17 protein-coding genes are annotated in these 18,054 nt (G+C 73.1%); 14 read left to right on the forward strand and 3 right to left on the reverse strand.

The features are described from left to right. Positions 1–8 precede the first annotated feature (8 nt). Positions 9–266 carry a type II toxin-antitoxin system Phd/YefM family antitoxin gene (locus ACIRPX_RS26740; protein ID WP_037676836.1) on the reverse strand — a complete coding sequence of 86 codons (258 nt, stop codon included), beginning with the start codon at positions 264–266 and terminating at the stop codon, positions 9–11. A gap of 505 nt (positions 267–771) precedes the next feature. Between ACIRPX_RS26740 and ACIRPX_RS26745 the strand changes: the two genes are divergently transcribed. The 3 genes from ACIRPX_RS26745 to ACIRPX_RS26755 all read left to right on the forward strand — a co-directional run bounded on the left by ACIRPX_RS26745 (position 772) and on the right by ACIRPX_RS26755 (position 3,955). Then, on the forward strand, positions 772–2,859 hold the full coding sequence (locus ACIRPX_RS26745) for a hypothetical protein (RefSeq protein ID WP_404199468.1): 2,088 nt from the start codon (positions 772–774) through the stop codon (positions 2,857–2,859). 263 nt (positions 2,860–3,122) lie between these two features. Further along, the gene (locus ACIRPX_RS26750; protein ID WP_061927666.1) at positions 3,123–3,608 is read left to right on the forward strand and encodes a hypothetical protein; all 486 of its coding nucleotides are present in this window, start codon (positions 3,123–3,125) and stop codon (positions 3,606–3,608) included. After that, positions 3,605–3,955 carry a hypothetical protein gene (locus tag ACIRPX_RS26755; protein ID WP_404199471.1) on the forward strand — a complete coding sequence of 117 codons (351 nt, stop codon included), beginning with the start codon at positions 3,605–3,607 and terminating at the stop codon, positions 3,953–3,955. The genes ACIRPX_RS26750 and ACIRPX_RS26755 overlap by 4 nt, the downstream gene beginning before the upstream one ends. Before the next feature lie 136 nt (positions 3,956–4,091). On the opposite strand, the gene ACIRPX_RS26760 is transcribed toward ACIRPX_RS26755, so the two are convergent. Continuing rightward, positions 4,092–5,282 (reverse strand): pyridoxal phosphate-dependent aminotransferase, encoded by a 1,191-nt coding sequence (locus ACIRPX_RS26760; protein WP_404199474.1) that lies wholly within the window; start codon positions 5,280–5,282, stop codon positions 4,092–4,094. 24 nt (positions 5,283–5,306) lie between these two features. Then, complete coding sequence (locus ACIRPX_RS26765) at positions 5,307–5,816, reverse strand: hypothetical protein (RefSeq protein ID WP_404199477.1); 510 nt, start codon at positions 5,814–5,816, stop codon at positions 5,307–5,309. 934 nt (positions 5,817–6,750) lie between these two features. On the opposite strand from ACIRPX_RS26765, the gene ACIRPX_RS26770 reads away from it, so the two are divergent. The 11 genes from ACIRPX_RS26770 (at position 6,751) to ACIRPX_RS26820 (ending at position 18,021) form a co-directional block, all read left to right on the forward strand. Beyond that, positions 6,751–7,287 (forward strand): DUF2617 family protein, encoded by a 537-nt coding sequence (locus ACIRPX_RS26770; protein ID WP_404199480.1) that lies wholly within the window; start codon positions 6,751–6,753, stop codon positions 7,285–7,287. 99 nt (positions 7,288–7,386) lie between these two features. Then, positions 7,387–9,018, forward strand: a complete 1,632-nt coding sequence (locus ACIRPX_RS26775) for a polyamine aminopropyltransferase (protein ID WP_404199482.1) — start codon at positions 7,387–7,389, stop codon at positions 9,016–9,018. Between the two features lie 102 nt (positions 9,019–9,120). After that, positions 9,121–10,083, forward strand: coding sequence for an SRPBCC domain-containing protein (locus ACIRPX_RS26780; protein ID WP_404199485.1), 963 nt, complete (start codon positions 9,121–9,123; stop codon positions 10,081–10,083). A gap of 62 nt (positions 10,084–10,145) precedes the next feature. Beyond that, a complete protein-coding gene (locus ACIRPX_RS26785) occupies positions 10,146–10,952 on the forward strand; it encodes an aldose 1-epimerase (RefSeq protein ID WP_404199488.1) in 807 nt (268 codons plus the stop codon). A gap of 10 nt (positions 10,953–10,962) precedes the next feature. Further along, entirely contained in the window at positions 10,963–11,535 is a 573-nt protein-coding gene (pyrE, locus tag ACIRPX_RS26790) for an orotate phosphoribosyltransferase (protein ID WP_404199491.1), read from the forward strand. Positions 11,536–11,708: 173 nt separating this feature from the next. Beyond that, positions 11,709–12,731, forward strand: a complete 1,023-nt coding sequence (gene fbaA, locus ACIRPX_RS26795; protein ID WP_404199494.1) for a class II fructose-bisphosphate aldolase — start codon at positions 11,709–11,711, stop codon at positions 12,729–12,731. A 75-nt stretch (positions 12,732–12,806) separates the two neighbouring features. Then, complete coding sequence (locus ACIRPX_RS26800; RefSeq protein ID WP_404199497.1) at positions 12,807–14,297, forward strand: MFS transporter; 1,491 nt, start codon at positions 12,807–12,809, stop codon at positions 14,295–14,297. 18 nt (positions 14,298–14,315) lie between these two features. Further along, on the forward strand, positions 14,316–14,729 hold the full coding sequence (locus tag ACIRPX_RS26805; protein ID WP_404199499.1) for a DUF3151 domain-containing protein: 414 nt from the start codon (positions 14,316–14,318) through the stop codon (positions 14,727–14,729). A gap of 153 nt (positions 14,730–14,882) precedes the next feature. Further along, entirely contained in the window at positions 14,883–15,713 is an 831-nt protein-coding gene (locus ACIRPX_RS26810; protein WP_404199502.1) for a tryptophan 2,3-dioxygenase family protein, read from the forward strand. Then, positions 15,706–16,947: a kynureninase gene (kynU, locus tag ACIRPX_RS26815; protein WP_404199505.1), complete on the forward strand. Its 1,242-nt coding sequence runs from the start codon at positions 15,706–15,708 to the stop codon at positions 16,945–16,947. Before ACIRPX_RS26810 ends, kynU begins: the two co-directional genes overlap by 8 nt. 189 nt (positions 16,948–17,136) lie before the next feature. Further along, complete coding sequence (locus tag ACIRPX_RS26820) at positions 17,137–18,021, forward strand: alpha/beta hydrolase family protein (RefSeq protein ID WP_404199508.1); 885 nt, start codon at positions 17,137–17,139, stop codon at positions 18,019–18,021. Positions 18,022–18,054 lie beyond the last annotated feature (33 nt).

Below are 18,054 nucleotides of genomic sequence, written 5' to 3' on the forward strand. Positions count from 1 at the left end.
CGGGGCCCTCATTCGTCGGTCGCCAGCTCGCGTACGGTGCCGCCGCCGTTCTCCAGTTCGTCGATGGACGCGAGCAGGCGCCGGGCGTTGGCCGGGCTTCGCAGCAGGTACGCCGTCTCCTTCAGGGACTCGTAGTCCTCAAGGGAGACGATGACGACCGGCTCGTGTCCGGCCCGGGTGATGACGACCTCTTCACGGTCGTCGGTGACTGAGTTGAGTACCTCGGCGTAGCGCGCGCGGGACTCGGAATATGTCATGGTCTTCACAATCACCCTCCTTTGACGTACAAGAAATTGTACGTATCGGCCTGTGGTGGGGCAAGCGCCGGCACGACGGCCGGGAGCATGTGGCTTCCGGTGCGGACGTTCCGGGCGGGTGAGGCAGGGCGGGCGACGGGGAAGGTGAAGCCGTCGGTCTCGCTTAGGGGGGGGGCGGATGCCGGTCATGATGAAGCAAGCGTCGGTGGCGCCGTGGACCTTGAAGCCCGCTTCGGCGTCACCCTCCACCTCGACGAACTCCCGCGCCTGGAGCCCGAGGTGGACGCCTGCTGACGAGGACTCCCGGTGCGGTCGGTCCGCTGCCGTGGGTCCGTGCGGCGAATCCCGGTCCGCCGCACGGAGGTTCGACGCCGGGGTCGCTGTAGGTGACAACCACTGTGTACGGCCCTTGCGGTAGCCGGCCGCTCGCCCTCAGCCCAGTTGCCGGCCCCGGACGGGCGATAGCGTGGAGCGGCAAGGACTGCTGCTGACGAGGTGGACGATTTTCGTGCGGATGCGGTTCGAACCCGAGGACGAGGAAGAGTTCGAGGCGGCGTGCGGGCTGCTGGTCGACCGCCTCGTCCGGTGGGCCGGGGAGCAGGCGCTGCCGGTGGACGGGTTCACGGCCGAGAGGGCACTGGACTACCGGCACCGGGCGACCGCCGACGGCCGACTGGGACTGTGGGAGCCGCGCCATGTGGAGGAGCTGCTTCTCTCCTGGCTTCCCGAGCAGGTCACCGAGGGCCCGGGGGAGGAACGCGCCGACGCTCCGGGCACACTGCGCACGCTGCTGCGCTATCTGCACGCCACGCGGTTGGCGGACCCGCGCGGCCCCGCCCTTGAGGACTCCCTCGCGGCGGTCGACGCGACGGCGGGGCGGTATCCGGCGGCGATGGCGGACCGCGCGCGCTGGGGGATGGCGAAGTTCTGGGCCATGACAGCCGCCGAACAGGGCGTGGACGTCCTGGACGGGGCGGCGTTGCAGCGGTTCGCGGAGCGGGCGCAGCGTGGTGAGGTCGTCTACGACCGGCAGGTTCTCGATGTGATCATGGAGCGGCGGCTGACCGGCAACACACTGTCCGGTGTCGCGAGGGCCGAGCCGCAGCTGCCCGTGGCGCTCCCCCCGGACGGCGAACTGCGCCGACGGGCCGAGGCGTCGGCGATTCCTGCGCAGTTGCGTGGACTCGCCGAGTGGGCGGGGCGCGACGGCCGCGCGGTGACGGCGGCGGGGCGGCTGCGGATGGCAGATGCCCGCGAGCTGGTGGACGTACTGGACACCGGGGACAAGGCCGACGGGGTGCGCTCTTCGGCCGACCTGCCGCGACTGGGCCTGCTGATGGAGTGGGCGAAGAAGGCGCGGCTGGTCCGGGTGGCCAAGGGGCGTCTGTACGCGGTGGCCAAGGCCCGGCCGGTGCTGGCCGACCCGCTTCAGCTGTGGCAGCGTGCCTTTGACGCGTGCTTCCAGCTGCGGCAGGCCCTGATCGGCCCGCGGAGCGGCTGGCACGTCGAGTCGATGCTCTTCGACGTCTACGAGGACATCCTGGAAGATGTGCTGAACACGCTCTACAGCCTGCCTTACCCGATGCCCTGGCCGCGGCTGCGCGACTCCGTACACCTGGCCTATCGGGGCCGCTTCCAGCTGGACGGCGGGTCGGATCTCCGGCACCGGATGTGGTTCGAGCACGCCGACCGGGACCTGCGCACGGTACTCGACCTGCTGGACGACCTGGGCGCGATCGAGCGTGCCTGCGGGATGGCTGCCCCGGTGTTCCTGGACGTCGACCTCTCCGATACCGGACCCGAGCTGCCCCCGGACATGCCGCCGGAGCTCGCGGAGCTGCTGGGCGTCGCGGGGACGGCGACGGACCCGGCGGCGCGGGAGCGTGCCGATGCCCGGCGGGAGGAGCTGACCGCCGGGCCGGTCGAACTCATCCGTCTCACCGAGCTCGGTACCCGGGCCGTACGACAGCGGTTGCTGGCGGCCGGCCGGGACGCACCGCTGGTCGGTGAACTGGCCCAGGCGCCGGCGGCCGGCCTGCTGGGGGTGCTGGCCGAGGACTACGACCCGGACGCCGCCCGCACGGAGCTGGCCGGCTGGATCACGGCACGCGGCGAGCGGGAAGGCGCCCTGCGGCAACTGACCGATGCCGTAAGGATCATGACCTTCCGCACGCGAGCGCAGGCGATGCTCGACGTGTTGCCGGCGGCGCTGCCGGACGGTGAGGGTGAGGGGCTGCTGCGCACGCTGCGGCGAGACGCACAGCTGGCGCCGCTGGCGCTGAACGAGCTGGCGCACCGTGAATCGCTGTCCCCGGAGGACATGACCGATGCCGAGCATCTGCTGGTGCTCGCCGAGAGCCTGCTTCAGCTTGTGGAGTTGGCGGGCGGTGGGGACGGCGCCGAGGAGATGCTGCGCGCTCAGGGCCCCCAGGCCAGGGACGCGGTGGCCGCCGCGTTGGACTCCGCGCACCCGGACCGGGCCGGACTCGACGAGCTCAGGCAGCTGGCGGCCCGGGCACTGGGTACCCGCGGCGCCCGCATCGGCCGCGCCCGGACGGCTCGGCGCCCCTCAGTCAAGACCGGCCGCAAGCGGCGCCGCTGACCGGGCGACTCCCCCGGGCCTCCGACCCACGGACGCCGGGCGCGCCGGCACTGGCACGGAGCCGTGCGGAGGGAAACCGATGGGTCCCGGCGTCGTACGTCCTCGGTCGCGCGTACCGTCGGAGTCGTGGCTGAGGGATGGGGCGAGGACGGGCTGCGGGCCGTGCGTGGCGCGCTCGCGGATCCTGTCGCAGGAGTGGGGCTTTCAGCTGCTGTCCACGTCGCGCGATAGAAATCAGAGTGCAATCAGAGTACAGTCTGAGTATGAGCATCGCGCCCTTGGCATTCGAATCGGAGTCCGTCTCGTTCACCGATCTGTCGCGGAACCCGAAGGCTGTCGCCGCCAGGGCCGCCGCCCTGGGATGTCTGCGTGTTACGCACCGAGACGCGCCCGACATGGTGTTGACCACGGCCATATACGCGGAGCGTGCCGAGGAGAACCTGACCACGGCGTCTCGGCTGTTCCTTGCGCTGTTGAAGCAGGACGACGGTGCCAAGTCGCTTTTGCTCGCTCTGCCCGAGGTGTTCCCGTGGGTGCGCCACCTGGACGCTGAGGAAGTCCGGGAATTCACTGTCGAGCTTCTGGAGGCGCTGTCCGACGCCGCTGAACTGGGCGCCAGGGAGGCTGTGCACCGAGCGATCGTCTCGTGGCGGGCCACCGCCCGCATCAACGCCGATCCTGACCAGCTCAGGGAAGCGCTCCGTCCGCTCGGTGACGTCGATCTCGGCCCCGTCGAGGTGCACGAGTGAGTCCGAAGAAAGGCGATTGGGTCAGTGTTCCTCCGCTGAGCGGCTGGCACGTCATCTACGGCACGACGGAGGCCGCGACCGGTTGGGAGGAGCTGTGCCGGGTGGCGTTGCCGAACGCGCATCGCTGTCTGGAAGCCCTTCGCGCAGACCCGCTGTCGCGGGCCAACTGGAATCGCCAGCACCGGCTCCGAGGCAGACACGCCACCAGGGAATGGAAGGGCTCCGAGCTGGAGCAGTGGGAGTACGAAATCACCAGCGGCGGCAGGGTCCGCTATCTGGTCAGCCCGGACACCTCGACTGTGATCCTTGTGTACGCCTCCCCGCGACACCCGAAGGACACCGAATAGCCTCCGGTGTTTCGCCCGCGCGGAAGGCCAGGCGAACCGGGGCGCGGGTTGCGATGGGCTCTTGCGGTGCAGGTCGCTGGCCGACCGGAGTCGGCGGACGGCCGCGCCAAGGACGACTGGCCCCATGGAGCGGCGGTCAGTGCGCGAACGCCTTGCGGAGCCGTTCCACCGCGTCCGCCAGTACCTCGACGCGTTTGCAGAAGGCGAAGCGGACGAAGGGCGCGCCCTGGTCGCGGTGGTCGTAGAAGACGGCGTTCGGGATGGCGACGACGCCCGCGCGTTCGGGCAGGGCGCGGCAGAAGGCGAAGCCGTCGCTCTCGCCGAGGGGGCGGATGTCCGTGGTGATGAAGTACGTGCCGGCCGGGCGGAACACCCCGAAGCCGGCCTCGGCCAGTCCCGACGCCAGCAGGTCGCGCTTGGCCCGCATGTCCTCGCGGAAGGCGGTGAAGTAGGTGTCGGGCAGCGCCAGCGCCTCGGCGACGGCGTACTGGAACGGCCCGGCCGAGACGTAGGTCAGGAACTGCTTCGCCGAGCGGACGGCGCCGACCAGCGGCGCCGCGGCGGTCACCCAGCCCACCTTCCAGCCGGTGAAGGAGAAGGTCTTGCCCGCGGAGCCGATCGTCACCGTGCGCTCCCGCATCCCGGGGAAGGCCGCGAGCGGCACGTGCTCGCCGTCGAAGGCCAGGTGCTCGTAGACCTCGTCGGTGACGACGAGCAGGTCCCGCTCGACGGCCAGCTCGGCGATCGCGGCGAGCTCGGCGCGGGTGAGGACCGTGCCGGTGGGGTTGTGCGGGGTGTTGAGCAGCAGCAGCCGGGTGCGGCCGGTCACCGCGGCGCGCAGCTCGCCGAGGTCCAGGCGGAAGCTGCCCTCGTGCGGGCGCAGGGTGACGGGCACGCGCCTGCCGCCCGCCATCGCGATGCCGGCGGCGTAGGAGTCGTAGTACGGCTCCAGCGCGATCACCTCGTCGCCGGGCTCCAGCAGGGCCAGCAGGGACGCGGCGATGGCCTCCGTGGCGCCGGCGGTGACGAGCACCTCCGTGCCGGGGTCGTACGACAGCCCGTACCACCGCTCCTGGTGCGCGGCGATCGCGGTGCGCAGCTCGGGGACGCCGGGGCCCGGCGGGTACTGGTTGCCGCGTCCGTCGCGCAGCGCCCGCACCGCCGCCTCCCGGACCTCCTCGGGGCCGTCCGTGTCGGGAAAGCCCTGGCCCAGATTGATCGCACCGGTCCGCACGGCCAGCGCCGACATCTCGGCGAAGATCGTGGTCCCGAACTCGGCGAGGCGGCTGTTGAGGAGCGGGCGGCTGCTGGAGGTCATGCCGGCCATCCTGCGTCGAAGGCCCGGAGTTCCTCAACTCATGTCCGCGTCGCCGTCCTGATCGGCGACCGGTTCGGCGGTACGCAGAGCGGCCGCCGTCCGGCGCGCCCGCTCGGCGCGTCCGCGGTGCTCGGCGGCCTGCTCCGGCTCTTCCAGGGCGAGCCGCTCGTACTCCTCGGCCAGCGCGCTCTCGGTGGCGCCCAGCGCGAACGCCACCGCCGCGTACCGCTGGTGGAGGCGGCGCGCCCTGGCTTCCAGGACGCCCCGCAGTGCACGGCCGGCCCCGTCGTCCCCGTCGTCCCGGTCGTCCCGGTCGTCCCGGTCGTCGTGGTGCCGGAAGCCGGACGCCCCGCCGTCGGTGAGGCGCTCGTCCCGGGCGTCGTGTGCGTCCGCACGGCGCAGCGTGGCCTCACTGCGGTCCAGCCGGTCCAGGCTGGAGGCCACCCGCTCCCGTGCCCGCTCGATCGCCTCGTACGAACGCTGCCTGCTGCTGGGGAGCGGCTGGCCCTGCGGGAGCGCCTGGCCCTGCGGATCCGGGTCCATGCCTGTCAGTATGCCCAGGCGCGCCGATCTCACGACCGCTGCCCCGCCGCGGCCCCGGGCCGGGCGTGCGGGAGTCCCTCAGAAGTTGCTCAACTCTGCTTTGGCCCACGAAGCGGCCGGGCATCCCTCGTGCACGCAGGAAACAGAGGCGCCCACGGGGGGCTGCTTCGGTTCTACCGAAAGGACGGTGGCGCCATGACCGGCTTCATCGTGGCGGCGGTCGTGATCGTGTTCGTGGCGGTCGTCGTGTCGGCAGTGCGCAGGGGCGGGTCGAAGCGGTACGGCTCGGCGGGCCGGCGCGGGTCCTACGCCGCGGGCGGCGGCGGCAGCTGGTGGGCCGGTGACGCCGGCAGCTCGTCGGGCGGGCTCGGGAGCCACCACGGAGGACACCACGGAGGACACCACGGAGGCAGCGATGGGGGCCACCACGGGAGTCATCACTCCTGCGGGGGCGGTCACTCCTCGTGCGGCGGGGGGTCCTCCTGTGGTGGCGGCTCCTCCTGCGGCGGCGGGGGCGGATGCGGCGGAGGCAGCTGACACGGGGCGGCCGGGCTCGGTCGGGGGGAGCCGTATCCCCCGCACGTGATGTCCTGTCACTCCCGTCGAACACCCGCCGGCGCCCACGCCCCGGTGGGTGTTCTCGCGCTCCGGCGTACGCGGCGCCACCCTGGCGCACGCCATGGTTGAACAGTTGAGCAGGGGAGCCCTCTGAGGGATGGAAACCCAACGAAGTTGGGTAAAAAGGCTGTGACGGCGCCACTGTTCATGATTCCCTCTAAAACACCGACGCAGCCCCCCTCGGACGTCCCGCGTAGACCTTCTGACCTCCTGACTGGGCTGACCGGGCCGATTCCCGGGAGTCGCCGGGGTGTGCCGGACCCCCACACCTTTCCCTTCCCCCCTTTTTCTTTGCGTGCCAGCGGAGAGCCGATCCATGCTCACGACCCTGAACACCTCATACACCGACACGCGCGCTGCCGACCTCGCCTGGGCCCTCGGGCGTGAGCCGCTCGACGCGCTGGCCACGCTCGACCTCGAACTGGCGGACTCGAAGCTTCAGTTGAGACTGCTGGGGGCCTCCCACCAGGTACTCCTGGAGGAAGAGCGGGGCAGATGTTCGGAGACGGTGGCGTGCATCGCCGGCAGCAGCACCCCGCTGCCGCTGGGCGTCGCCAAGCGGGTGGGCGACTGGGAGTACGAGTTCGCGGCCCGCGTGGAGATGCTGTCCCCGGGGTCGTTCGCGGGCCGCGCACAGGAGTTGCTCGCGCTGGTCGCCGACCATCCGCACGGACTGGCGGGCGTCTTCCCCGGCAGCCCGCACGCCTTCACCGCCCTGCTGGCCCAGCGGCACGGGGGCCAGATCCACTGGCGGACCTGGCACGCGTACCCGCAGGACGGGCAGTTGGTGGCGACGCGGACCCGCGTGGGAGTCCGGGTGCCGGCGGCGCGGCTCAGTCCGGCGGACGCCTGAACCGGACCCGTTGGCTCAAACACCGGACACCCGACCGACCGGCAGTTCCACACGTGTGGGTGACGAAGCGTGACTCGGCCGTGACGTAACGTCGCAGTCGTGATCGAACCGCACGCCCCGGCACCGCCGGGCTCCCCGCCCGACTGGGCGGGTCCGGCGCGGCTGCCCGTGCAGCCGGACACCGGGCGGCTCCTCGTGCTGGCGTGCGTGTTCGTCTGCGCGGCCTGCGGACTCGTGTACGAACTCGAACTGGTCGCCCTGGCCTCGTACTTGATCGGCGACTCGGTCACCCAGGCCTCGGTGGTGCTGTCCCTCATGGTCTTCGCCATGGGCGTCGGCTCGCTGGGCGCGAAGCGCCTGCGCTGGCGGGCCGCGGCCGGCTTCGGCGCGATCGAGGCGATCCTCGCGCTCGTCGGCGGCTCCAGCGCGATGGCCCTGTACGCCGTCTTCGCGTGGACCGGCGGCTGGGGCGGACTGTGGGGCCCGCGCTGGCTGCTGGTCGGCTTCTCGCTGACGATCGGTCTGCTGATCGGCGCCGAGGTGCCGCTGCTGATGGAGCTGATCCAGCGCATCCGGCGCCAGGACGCGGGCGGCGTGGTGGCCGACCTGTTCGCGGCGGACTACGTCGGCGCCCTGGTCGGCGGGCTCGCCTTCCCGTTCCTTCTCCTGCCGCTGCTCGGGCAGTTGACGGGCGCCCTGATCACCGGCACGGTCAACGCGATCGCGGGCGGCGCCCTCGTCCTCGGCCTGTTCCGCCGCGATCTGACGCCCCGCGCGCGCCGCCTGCTGCTGCTCGCCAACCTCACCGTGCTCGGCATCCTCGCCTGCGCGGCCGTCCTGGTCGACGACTTCGAACGGGCCGCGCGGCACGCGGTGTACGGCAAGGACGTCCGTGTCGCGCTGCAGACCGGCGTCCAGGAGGTCGTCCTCACCGGCGGCACCCACGGCCGCCCCCTCGACCTCTTCCTCGACGGCCGCCTCAGGGTCAGCGGCCGTGACGAACTCTGGTACCACGAGGCCCTGGTGCAGCCCGCGATGGACGGCCCGCACGCGCGCGTGCTGATCCTCGGCGGCGGTGACGGCCTGGCCGCGCGCGAGGTGCTGCGCCACGCCGGGGTGCGCCGTGTGGACGTCGTCGAACTCGACCCGGAGGTCGTCCGGCTGGCCCGGGACGACCCGGCCCTGTCGCGGCTCAACGGCCACGCCTTCGACGACCCGCGCGTGCACGAGACGACGGCCGACGCCTTCCGCTGGCTGCGCACGGCGCCGGTCTCGACGTACGACGTGGTCGTCGCCGATCTCCCCGACCCGGGCATCACCGCCAGCACGAAGCTCTACTCCGAGGAGTTCTACGGCCTCGCCCGGCGCGCCCTCGCGCCCGGTGGCCGTCTCGTGGTGCACGCGGGACCGGTCGCCACCCGGTCGCGCGCGTTCTGGACGGTGGACGCGACCCTGCGCTCCGCCGGCCTGCACACCGTGCCCTACCGCGTGAGCGGCAGGGACGCGGGCTTCGCCGCGGGGCCCGACCGCTCCGTCGGCGCCTCCCGCGCCCCGCGCGACTGGGGATTCCTCCTGGCGTCCGCGGACAGCCGCCCGCGCCTGGGCCTGGACCCGAACCAGCCACCGCCGCGCACCCTCACCGAGTCGGCCCTGCGGGCCGACGCCAGGGCCGCGGCGGCCACCCGCATCGGCGGTCTGCCCGCCTCGACACTGGTGCATCCGCGGTACTGACCACGCGCGCGGCCGTGGCCGCGGCACCGCGGCGACCCGCCACGCGCCCTGTTTCGACCAACGGGGGTGCAGGATCCGGCCTCCTGGGTAGGCTCGCGTGACATGGAGCATGAGGTGTTCGTTCCGGTTCCGGTCCGGCGGCTGCGGGAGACCCTCGCCGACCCGGCAAGCGTCGCCCGCGCGGTTCCCGGCCTGCAGCAGGACGCGGGCGCGGAGCCCGTCACGGGGCGGCTGAAGGTGCGCGTCGGCAGCCATTCGGTCACCTACCGGGGCGCCGTCCGCGTCACCCCGCGCGACGACGGTTCCTGCACCGCCGAGGGCGACGGCACCGAGGCCCGCGGCACCGGCTCCGTGAAGCTCGCGCTGACGCTCCGCGTCGAGGAGGCCGAGGGCGGCTCCCGGCTGGTCTTCGGCGGCACCGCCTCCGCGCGGGGCCGCCTCACCGAGCTCCCGGCCGAGCAGGTCGCGTCGGCCGCCACCCGGCTGCTGAACCGTTTCGCGGAGAACCTCGCCGCGCAGGCCGCGCGGCCGCCCGCCGGTCCCGGGGCGTCCGAGGAGCCCGAGGAGCCCGAACCGCTCGTCACCCAGGACTTCGAGCCCAAGGCGACCAGCGACTTCGAGACGACCCCCGACGCCGACGACGCGCCCGCTCCCGGTGCCGGGACCGGCTCGGTCTTCGACACCGAGGTCCCCCCGCCGTCCCTGGACCCCCGCGCGCAGCAGGAGGACGGGGGCGAAGCGCAGGACGAGGACGACACGCAGGACGAGGACGACACGCAGGACGGGACCGCGCCGGACGACTCCGCCGCCCCGGTCTCCGGCGCGGCTCCCGACGACTTCACGGACGCCTCCCGGCCTCCCGCCGAAGCGGCCCACGCCCGGCGCACGATGATCGGCCGCAGCGCGGAGGAGGTCGACCACGCGCCGCCCCGCGGCCGGTACGCCCCCGTCCCGGCCCCGCAGACGGTCGCCGGCGGTTCCCCGCTGCGCTGGGCGGCCCCGGCGGCGGCCGTCGTGCTCGCGTCGGCGATCGTCGTGGGCCGGGTGCTGCGCAAGCGGCGCTGAACGGGCGGCGGCAGAGCGCCTGCCTGCGGCGGCGGTCTTGATCGCCCCAGTAGGGTCGTCCCGTGAGTGACGAAGACATCACGCTGACCGCGGGCGACGCGGAGGTGACCGTGCGGCCGGGCAACGGCGGCCGGGTTGCGGGAGTGCGCGTCGGGGGCACCGAACTGCTGCGCCAGGGCGAGCGGTTCGGCTGCTTCCCGATGGCTCCCTGGTGCGGGCGGCTCAGGGAAGGCCGCTTCCGGGACGGCGCGACCGTCCACCAGATGCCCCTCAACTCCCCGCCGCACGCCATCCACGGCACCGCCCGCGACGGAGCCTGGAGCGTGGTGCGCGCGCACGGCGACGAGGCGGTCATCTCCTACGAGCTGGTCGAGCCCTGGCCCTGGCCCGGCCTGGTCACACAGCAGTTCGCCCTCACGCCCGAGTCCCTGACGCTGACGATGTCCGTGGAGGCGCATGGCTCCTCCTTCCCGGCCCAGGTCGGCTGGCACCCCTGGTTCAACCGCACCCTGGTGCGTGAGGACGGCGCCGCCGGCGAGGGCGTCCGCCTCGGCTTCAGCCCGGCCTGGCAGGAGGAGCGCGGCGCGGACCACCTGCCCACCGGCAACCGCGTCGAGCCGGCGCCCGGCCCCTGGGACGACTGCTTCGGCACACCCGGCGGCGTCGACGTCACGCTGACCTGGCCCGGGCAGCTGGAGCTGAAGGTGACCAGCCGCGAGGAGTGGGTCGTCGTCTACGACGAGCAGCGGGAGGCGGTGTGCGTGGAACCGCAGACCGGCCCGCCCGACGGCCTGAACACCCTGCCCCGCCAGGTCACGCTGCTGGAGCCGCTGGAAGCCACGATGACCTGGGCCTGGCGGCGGCTCTAAGCTGACTGGCATGACGGACGCCAACGAAGCAACGCCGCCGGGCACACGTGGTGAGCTGCTGCAGCAGATCAAGGACAAGGCCGTGGTGCACGGCAAGGTGACCCTGTCGTCGGGGCTGGAGGCGGACTACTACGTCGACCTGCGCCGGATCACTCTTGACGGTGAGGCCGCCCCGCTGGTCGGCCAGGTGCTGCTGGATCTGACCGCCGACCTCGACTTCGACGCGGTGGGCGGCCTGACCATGGGCGCCGACCCGGTCGCCGCCGCCATGCTGCACGCGGCGGCCGCGCGCGGGCAGCGGCTCGACGCCTTCGTGGTGCGCAAGGCCGCCAAGGCGCACGGGCTGCAGCGCCGTGTCGAGGGCCCGGACATCGCCGGCCGCCGTGTGCTGGTGGTCGAGGACACCTCCACCACCGGCGGCTCCCCGCTGGCGGCCGTCGAGGCGGTGCGCGAGGCGGGCGCGGAGGTGGCCGGCGTGGCGACCATCGTGGACCGCGCGACCGGTGCCGCCGAGAAGATCGAGGACGGCGCGGGGGTGCCGTACCTGTTCGCCTTCTCGAAGGACGAGCTCGGCCTGGACTGACCGGGCCGCCCGCCCGGGAGTCGTCCACAGGGCGGTATCCACAAGCTGGACAGTACGGGCAGAGCACCCGGCCGAGTCTGGAAAGATGGGGCCGACGATGACGTCATCCCCAAGGTCTAGGTCAGGGCCGTAGGACGCAGAACGCCAACCCGCACATACCAAGGAGCGGACAGATGCCCATCGCAACTCCCGAGGTCTACAACGAGATGCTGGACCGGGCGAAGGCAGGCAAGTTCGCCTACCCGGCCATCAACGTGACCTCGAGCCAGACCCTGCACGCGGCGCTGCGCGGTTTCGCCGAGGCGGAGAGCGACGGCATCGTCCAGATCTCCACGGGTGGCGCCGAGTTCCTGGGCGGCCAGTACAGCAAGGAGATGGTCACCGGCGCGGTGGCCCTCGCCGAGTACGCGCACATCGTCGCCGAGAAGTACCCGGTCACGGTCGCCCTGCACACGGACCACTGCCCGAAGGACAAGCTGGACGGGTACGTACGCCCGCTGCTGGCGGTCTCCGAGGAGCGCGTGAAGGCCGGCGGCAACCCGCTCTTCCAGTCGCACATGTGGGACGGCTCGGCGGAGACCCTCGCCGACAACCTGGCCATCGCGCAGGAGCTGCTGGAGCGCGCCCGCGCCGCCAGGATCATCCTCGAGGTCGAGATCACCCCGACCGGCGGCGAGGAGGACGGCGTCTCGCACGAGATCAACGACTCGCTGTACACCACGGTCGACGACGCGATCCGCACCGCCGAGGCCCTGGGCCTGGGCGAGAAGGGCCGCTACCTGCTGGCCGCGTCCTTCGGCAACGTCCACGGCGTCTACAAGCCGGGCAACGTCGTGCTGCGCCCCGAGCTCCTGAAGGAGCTGAACGAGGGCGTGGGCGCGAAGTACGGCAAGCAGTCCCCGTTCGACTTCGTCTTCCACGGCGGCTCCGGCTCCACCGAGCAGGAGATCCGCACCGCGCTGGAGAACGGCGTGGTCAAGATGAACATCGACACGGACACGCAGTACGCCTTCACGCGTCCCGTCGCCGACCACATGTTCCGGAACTACGACGGCGTCCTGAAGGTCGACGGCGAGGTCGGCTCCAAGAAGACCTACGACCCGCGCACCTGGGGCAAGCTGGCCGAGGCGAGCATGGCCGCGCGCGTGACGGAGGCCTGCGGCAACCTGCGCTCGACCGGCACGAAGATCAAGTAGACGGAGGCGGTCCCCGGGCCGACTTCTTCCGCGAGCCCGGTGCTACGGCACCGGGCTCGCTGTATACCTGGGGTCATGCCCGACGTCCGGATCGCCTCCCCCCAGGGCAGGTGGATCCTGCTCACCACCGTCCTCGGCTCCAGCATGGCCATGCTGGACTCCACCGTCGTCAACGTCGCCCTGCCGCGCATCGGCCGCGACCTGCACACCAACCTCGCCGCCCTGCAGTGGACGGTCAACGCGTACATGCTGACGCTGGCCGGCCTGATCCTGCTCGGCGGCTCCCTCGGCGACCACTACGGCCGCCGCAAGGTCTTCGTCATCGGCGTCGTCTGGTTCGCCGCGGCGTCCCTGCTGTGCGGCCTCGCGCCGAGCTCCGGCGTCCTCATCGCCGCCCGCGCCCTCCAGGGGGTCGGCGGCGCGCTCCTCACACCGGGCTCCCTGGCCCTGATCCAGGCGTCGTTCCACCCCGACGACCGCGGCCGGGCCGTCGGCCTGTGGTCCGGCTTCGGCGGCATCGGCGCGGCCGTCGGCCCGTTCCTGGGCGGCTGGCTGGTCGACGGCCCCGGCTGGCGCTGGGTGTTCCTGCTCAACGTCCCGCTGGCCGTGGTGTGCGCCCCGATCGCCCTGCGCCACGTCCCCGAGTCGTCGGACGGCCGCTCCCACGGCCGCTTCGACGTGCTCGGCGCGTTCCTCGCCGCCCTCGCCCTCGGCCTGGTCACCTACGCCCTCATCGAGGCCCACCAGGGCTCGCTGGTCGTCGCCGTCACCGCCCTGGCGGGAGTGGCCGCGGCCGTCGCCTTCGTGCAGGTCGAGCGGCGCAGCCCGGACCCGATGATGCCGCCGTCCATCTTCGCCTCCCGCCAGTTCACGGCCGTCAACCTGGTCACCCTGTGCGTGTACGCGGCGTTCGGCGGCTTCTTCTTCCTGACCGCCCTCCAGCTCCAGGTCGCCGTCGGCTGGACGCCCCTCGCCGCCGGTACGGCCCTGCTGCCGACCACCGCCCTGATGCTGCTGTTCTCGGCCCGCTCCGGCGCCCTGGCCGACCGCATCGGCCCCCGCATCCCGCTCACCGCCGGACCCCTGCTGTGCGCCGCCGGGATGCTGCTGATGCTGCGGGTCGGGCCCGGTGCCTCGTACGTGCGCGACGTCCTGCCCGCCGTCCTGGTGCTGGGTGTCGGCATGGTGACGCTGGTCGCCCCGCTGACCTCGACCGTCCTGGGCTCGGTGGACACCGCGCGGGCGGGCCTGGCCAGCGGGATCAACAACGCCGCCGCCCGCGCGGCCGGTCTGATCGCGGTGGCCGCGCTGCCGCTGCTCGCCGGGATGGGCCCGGAGGCCTACCGCTCGGCCACCGCCTTCGACGACGCCTTCCACCGGGCGATGCTGATCTGCGCCGGTGTGCTGGTGGCCGGGTCGGCGGTGGCCTTCGCGACGGTGCGCCCCCTGCCCCCGGACTGCCGCCGCCCGGAGTGCCGTACGCACGGGTCGGTCACGGCGCCGCCCCTGGAGGGGCAGCGGGCCGCGAAGCTGCCGACGGCGGAGCGGACGCCCCGCACCGAGTGATGGCGCAGACTTGGACGCATGTCGATTCACGAGAACCTCCTCGGGGGCCCGCCCCCGACCCACCTCCCCGACGACCCCGCGCCCCGCGAGCTGCTGGCCGGCGGCACCGCGCCCGCGGACGTCGCCGCCAAGTACCCGACGTCCTCGCTGGCCTGGGCCCAGCTGGCCGACGAGGCGTTCGAGCGGGGCAGCGTCGTGGAGTCGTACGCCTACGCCCGTACGGGCTACCACCGCGGCCTGGACGCCCTGCGCCGCAGCGGCTGGAAGGGCCACGGCCCGGTGCCCTGGGAGCACGAGCCCAACCGCGGCTTCCTGCGCGCCCTGCACGCCCTCGCCCGCGCGGCGCAGTCGATCGGCGAGCAGGACGAGTACGAGCGCTGCTCGCAGTTCCTGAAGGACTCCTCGCCGACGGCGGCCCAGACGCTGGGCTAGCGCGCCGGTGACGTCCGTGAGGTCCGCCCGGTGTGACCGGGCGGACCTTGCGGCGGTCGGGGTGATTGCGGAGGATGCCCGTGGGGACCGGGGCCCCCGTGCCGGTAACGGCAGGGGCGGACCGCTACCCGTAGCACACATCAGGAGACAGCGATGTCCCACGAGGCTTCCGAGCCCGAGACCCCGCATCTCGATTTCCAGGGCACGACACCGTACGAGGACTACGTCCAGGCGGACGTGCTCACCCACCTCCAGCACACCCTCTCCGACGATCCCGGAGAGATGGTCTTCCTGGTCACGACCCAGGTGATGGAGCTGTGGTTCACCGTGATCGTCCACGAGTGGGAGACCGCCGCGCGGTCCCTTCGTGAGGACCGGGTACCGGTGGCCATCGACGCGCTGAAGCGCTCGGTGCGCGAGCTGGAGGCGCTGAACGCCTCCTGGAGGCCCCTCGGGCAGCTCACCCCGGCCCAGTTCAACTCCTACCGCTCCGCGCTCGGCGAGGGCTCCGGCTTCCAGTCGGCGATGTACCGGCGGATGGAGTTCCTGCTCGGCGAGAAGTCCGCGTCCATGCTCGTCCCGCACCGCGGCGCCCCGCGCGTCCACGCCGAGCTGGAGAAGGCCCTGCACGAGCCGAGCCTGTACGACGAGGTGCTGCGCCTGCTCGCGCGGCGCGGCCACCCGGTGCCCGGCTCCGTCCTGCGGCGCGACGTCTCGCTGCGCCACGAGCCGTCGGAGGCGGTGGAGGCCGTCTGGGCCGCCGTCTACTCCGGTGACGAGCACGCCGAACTGGCCCGTCTGGGCGAGGCGTTGACGGACGTCGCCGAACTGGTGTGGCGATGGCGCAACGACCATCTCGTGGCCACCCGCCGGGCGATGGGCGCCAAGGCGGGCACGGGCGGCTCCGCGGGCGTCGCCTGGCTGGAGAAGCGGGCGCAGAAGAACGTGTTCCCCGAGCTGTGGACGGCGAGGTCCCATGTCTGAGACGACCGAACTCGCCGCCAGGGCCGCCAAGCTGGACGCCGTCGACGAACTCGCCGCGGTGCGGGCGAGATTCGTCCTCGACGAGGCGGTCTACCTCGACGGCAACTCCCTCGGCGCGCTGCCGGCGGCGGTCCCGGGCCGGATGGAGGACGTCGTACGGCGTCAGTGGGGCGAGTTGCGCATCCGCTCCTGGGACGAGAGCGGCTGGTGGACGGCGCCCGAGCGGATCGGCGACCGGATCGCGCCGCTGGTCGGCGCGGCGCCCGGGCAGATCGTGGTGGGCGACTCGACCAGCGTCAACGTCTTCAAGGCACTCGTGGGCGCGGTCCGGCTCGCGCGGCTCGACGGCGACGGCCGGGACGAGATCCTCTTCGACGCGACGACCTTCCCCACGGACGGCTACATCGCCGAGTCGGCGGCCCGGATGACGGGGTGCACCCCGCGTCCGCTGGAGCCGGCCGAGGTGCCGGGCGCGCTGTCCGGCCGTACGGCCGCGGTCCTGCTGAACCACGTCGACTACCGCACCGGCCGGCTGCACGACCTGCCCGCTCTGACGGCCGCGGTGCACGCGGTGGGGGCGCCGGTCGTCTGGGACCTGTGCCACAGCGCGGGCGCGCTGCCGGTCGGGCTGGACGAGCACGGCGTCGACCTCGCGGTCGGCTGCACCTACAAGTACCTCAACGGCGGCCCCGGTTCACCGGCGTACCTCTACGTCCGCGCCGGCCTCCAGGACCGCTTCGACTCCCCGCTGCCCGGCTGGAACTCCCATGCGGAGCCCTTCGGGATGCGGTCCGCCTACGAGCCCGCGCCCGGCGCGCTGCGCGGCCGGGTCGGCACCCCGGACATCCTCTCCATGCTGGCCCTGGAGGCGGCGCTCGACGTCTGGGACGGCGTCACGGTCGAGGCGGTACGGGCCAAGTCGCTGGCGCTGACGGACTTCTTCCTGGAGTGCGTGCGCGCGTACGTGCCCGCGGGGCGGGTGGAGTCGCTGACCCCGGTGGCCCACGCGGAGCGCGGCAGCCAGGTGGCGCTGCGGTGTCCCCCCGCTCCCGGCCTCGCCGGTGCGGGAGGCGCCCCCGTCGCCGGGGACGTCATGAAGCGGCTGATCGAGCAGGGTGTGGTCGGCGACTTCCGGTACCCGGACGTCCTCCGGTTCGGCTTCACTCCGCTCTACGTCGGGTTCGGCGACGTCGAGCGGGCGGCCCGGGTGCTGGCGGAGACGCTCGCCGGATAGCCCCGGCGCCCGCCGCGCGGCCGGGCAGTCCCCCGGGACTGCCCGGCTTGCGCGGGTACAGAACCGTTTCCCCCTCACCGAGCGTGACATCCCCGTGTCCGCGCACGTCACCGGCCTGATACCGTCCCCGCCAACGGCCTGCATCGCACCTGGTCGGCCAAACTGGTTACGTCGCTGAGAGGTTGGAGCATGCCGGACGACGCCGCAGCAGCCCGGGCCGCCGCCGAAGAGGAGTCGGCGTTCTCGCACCCGGCGGTCGACCCCGACTCCACCGCTGCCTACGGTGACCATCCCGACCAGCTGATCGACTTCTACGCACCGCGCGTGGAGGCGGTCCCGGGCGGCCTGGCCCCGCTGGTCGCCGTGCTGCACGGAGGCGCCTGGCGGGCGGCGTACGACCGCCGGCACATCTCCCCGTTCGCGGACTTCCTCGCCCGGCGCGGTTTCGCCGTGGCCAGCGTGGAGTACCGGCGCGGGAGCGCGATCCCGGCGCAGGGCGGGAGCGGACCCGTCGCGGGCCGGTGGCCGGAGACCTTCGACGACGTCGCGGCCGCGCTGCGGGCGCTGCCCGGCCTGGTGCGCGAGCACCTGGTGCAGGCCGATCCGCGCCGCACCGTGATCACCGGGCACTCGGCCGGCGGCCATCTCGCCCTGTGGGCGGCGGCCCGCCATCTGCTGCCCGGCGACGCCCCCTGGCGCATCGAGGGGCCCGCGCCGCTGCGCGGGGTCGTCGCCCTGGCCCCGATCGCCGACTTCGAGGTGGCCGACAAGCTCGACGTGTGCTCCGGGGCCACGCGTCAACTCCTGGGCGGCGACGAGAGGTTCGCCGAGCGGCGGCCGTACGCCGATCCCTCCCTGCTGCTTCCCACCGGCATCGCGACCGCCCTGGTCCAGGGCCGGGACGACCTCACCGTCCCGCAGGCGGTCGCCGAGTCCTACGCGGAGGCGGCGGCGAAGGCCGGCGAGGTCGTCGGCCTCACCCTGCTCGAGGAGGTCGGCCACTTCCCCCTGATCGACCCGGCGGCGGACGCGTGCGCGGTGGTCGCGGAGGAGATCGCCCAGCTGGCCTGGTGAGGCCGCGCGCCGCCCGTCCCGGCCGCCGTAGTA

The sequence above is a fragment of the Streptomyces sp. NPDC101225 genome (assembly GCF_044767585.1).
Taxonomy (GTDB): Bacteria; Actinomycetota; Actinomycetes; order Streptomycetales; family Streptomycetaceae; genus Streptomyces.

What these genes read in the sequence shown, in the direction of transcription:
- ACIRPX_RS26745 (WP_404199468.1), top strand. Translation starts at nt 772, where the DNA reads ATGCGGTTCGAACCCGAGGACGAGGAAGAGTTCGAGGCGGCGTGCGGG.
- ACIRPX_RS26750 (WP_061927666.1), top strand. Translation starts at nt 3,123, where the DNA reads ATGAGCATCGCGCCCTTGGCATTCGAATCGGAGTCCGTCTCGTTCACC.
- ACIRPX_RS26760 (WP_404199474.1), bottom strand. Translation starts at nt 5,282, where the DNA reads ATGGCCGGCATGACCTCCAGCAGCCGCCCGCTCCTCAACAGCCGCCTC.
- ACIRPX_RS26765 (WP_404199477.1), bottom strand. Translation starts at nt 5,816, where the DNA reads ATGGACCCGGATCCGCAGGGCCAGGCGCTCCCGCAGGGCCAGCCGCTC.
- ACIRPX_RS26770 (WP_404199480.1), top strand. Translation starts at nt 6,751, where the DNA reads ATGCTCACGACCCTGAACACCTCATACACCGACACGCGCGCTGCCGAC.
- ACIRPX_RS26780 (WP_404199485.1), top strand. Translation starts at nt 9,121, where the DNA reads ATGGAGCATGAGGTGTTCGTTCCGGTTCCGGTCCGGCGGCTGCGGGAG.
- pyrE (WP_404199491.1), top strand. Translation starts at nt 10,963, where the DNA reads ATGACGGACGCCAACGAAGCAACGCCGCCGGGCACACGTGGTGAGCTG.
- fbaA (WP_404199494.1), top strand. Translation starts at nt 11,709, where the DNA reads ATGCCCATCGCAACTCCCGAGGTCTACAACGAGATGCTGGACCGGGCG.
- ACIRPX_RS26800 (WP_404199497.1), top strand. Translation starts at nt 12,807, where the DNA reads ATGCCCGACGTCCGGATCGCCTCCCCCCAGGGCAGGTGGATCCTGCTC.
- ACIRPX_RS26805 (WP_404199499.1), top strand. Translation starts at nt 14,316, where the DNA reads ATGTCGATTCACGAGAACCTCCTCGGGGGCCCGCCCCCGACCCACCTC.
- ACIRPX_RS26810 (WP_404199502.1), top strand. Translation starts at nt 14,883, where the DNA reads ATGTCCCACGAGGCTTCCGAGCCCGAGACCCCGCATCTCGATTTCCAG.
- kynU (WP_404199505.1), top strand. Translation starts at nt 15,706, where the DNA reads ATGTCTGAGACGACCGAACTCGCCGCCAGGGCCGCCAAGCTGGACGCC.
- ACIRPX_RS26820 (WP_404199508.1), top strand. Translation starts at nt 17,137, where the DNA reads ATGCCGGACGACGCCGCAGCAGCCCGGGCCGCCGCCGAAGAGGAGTCG.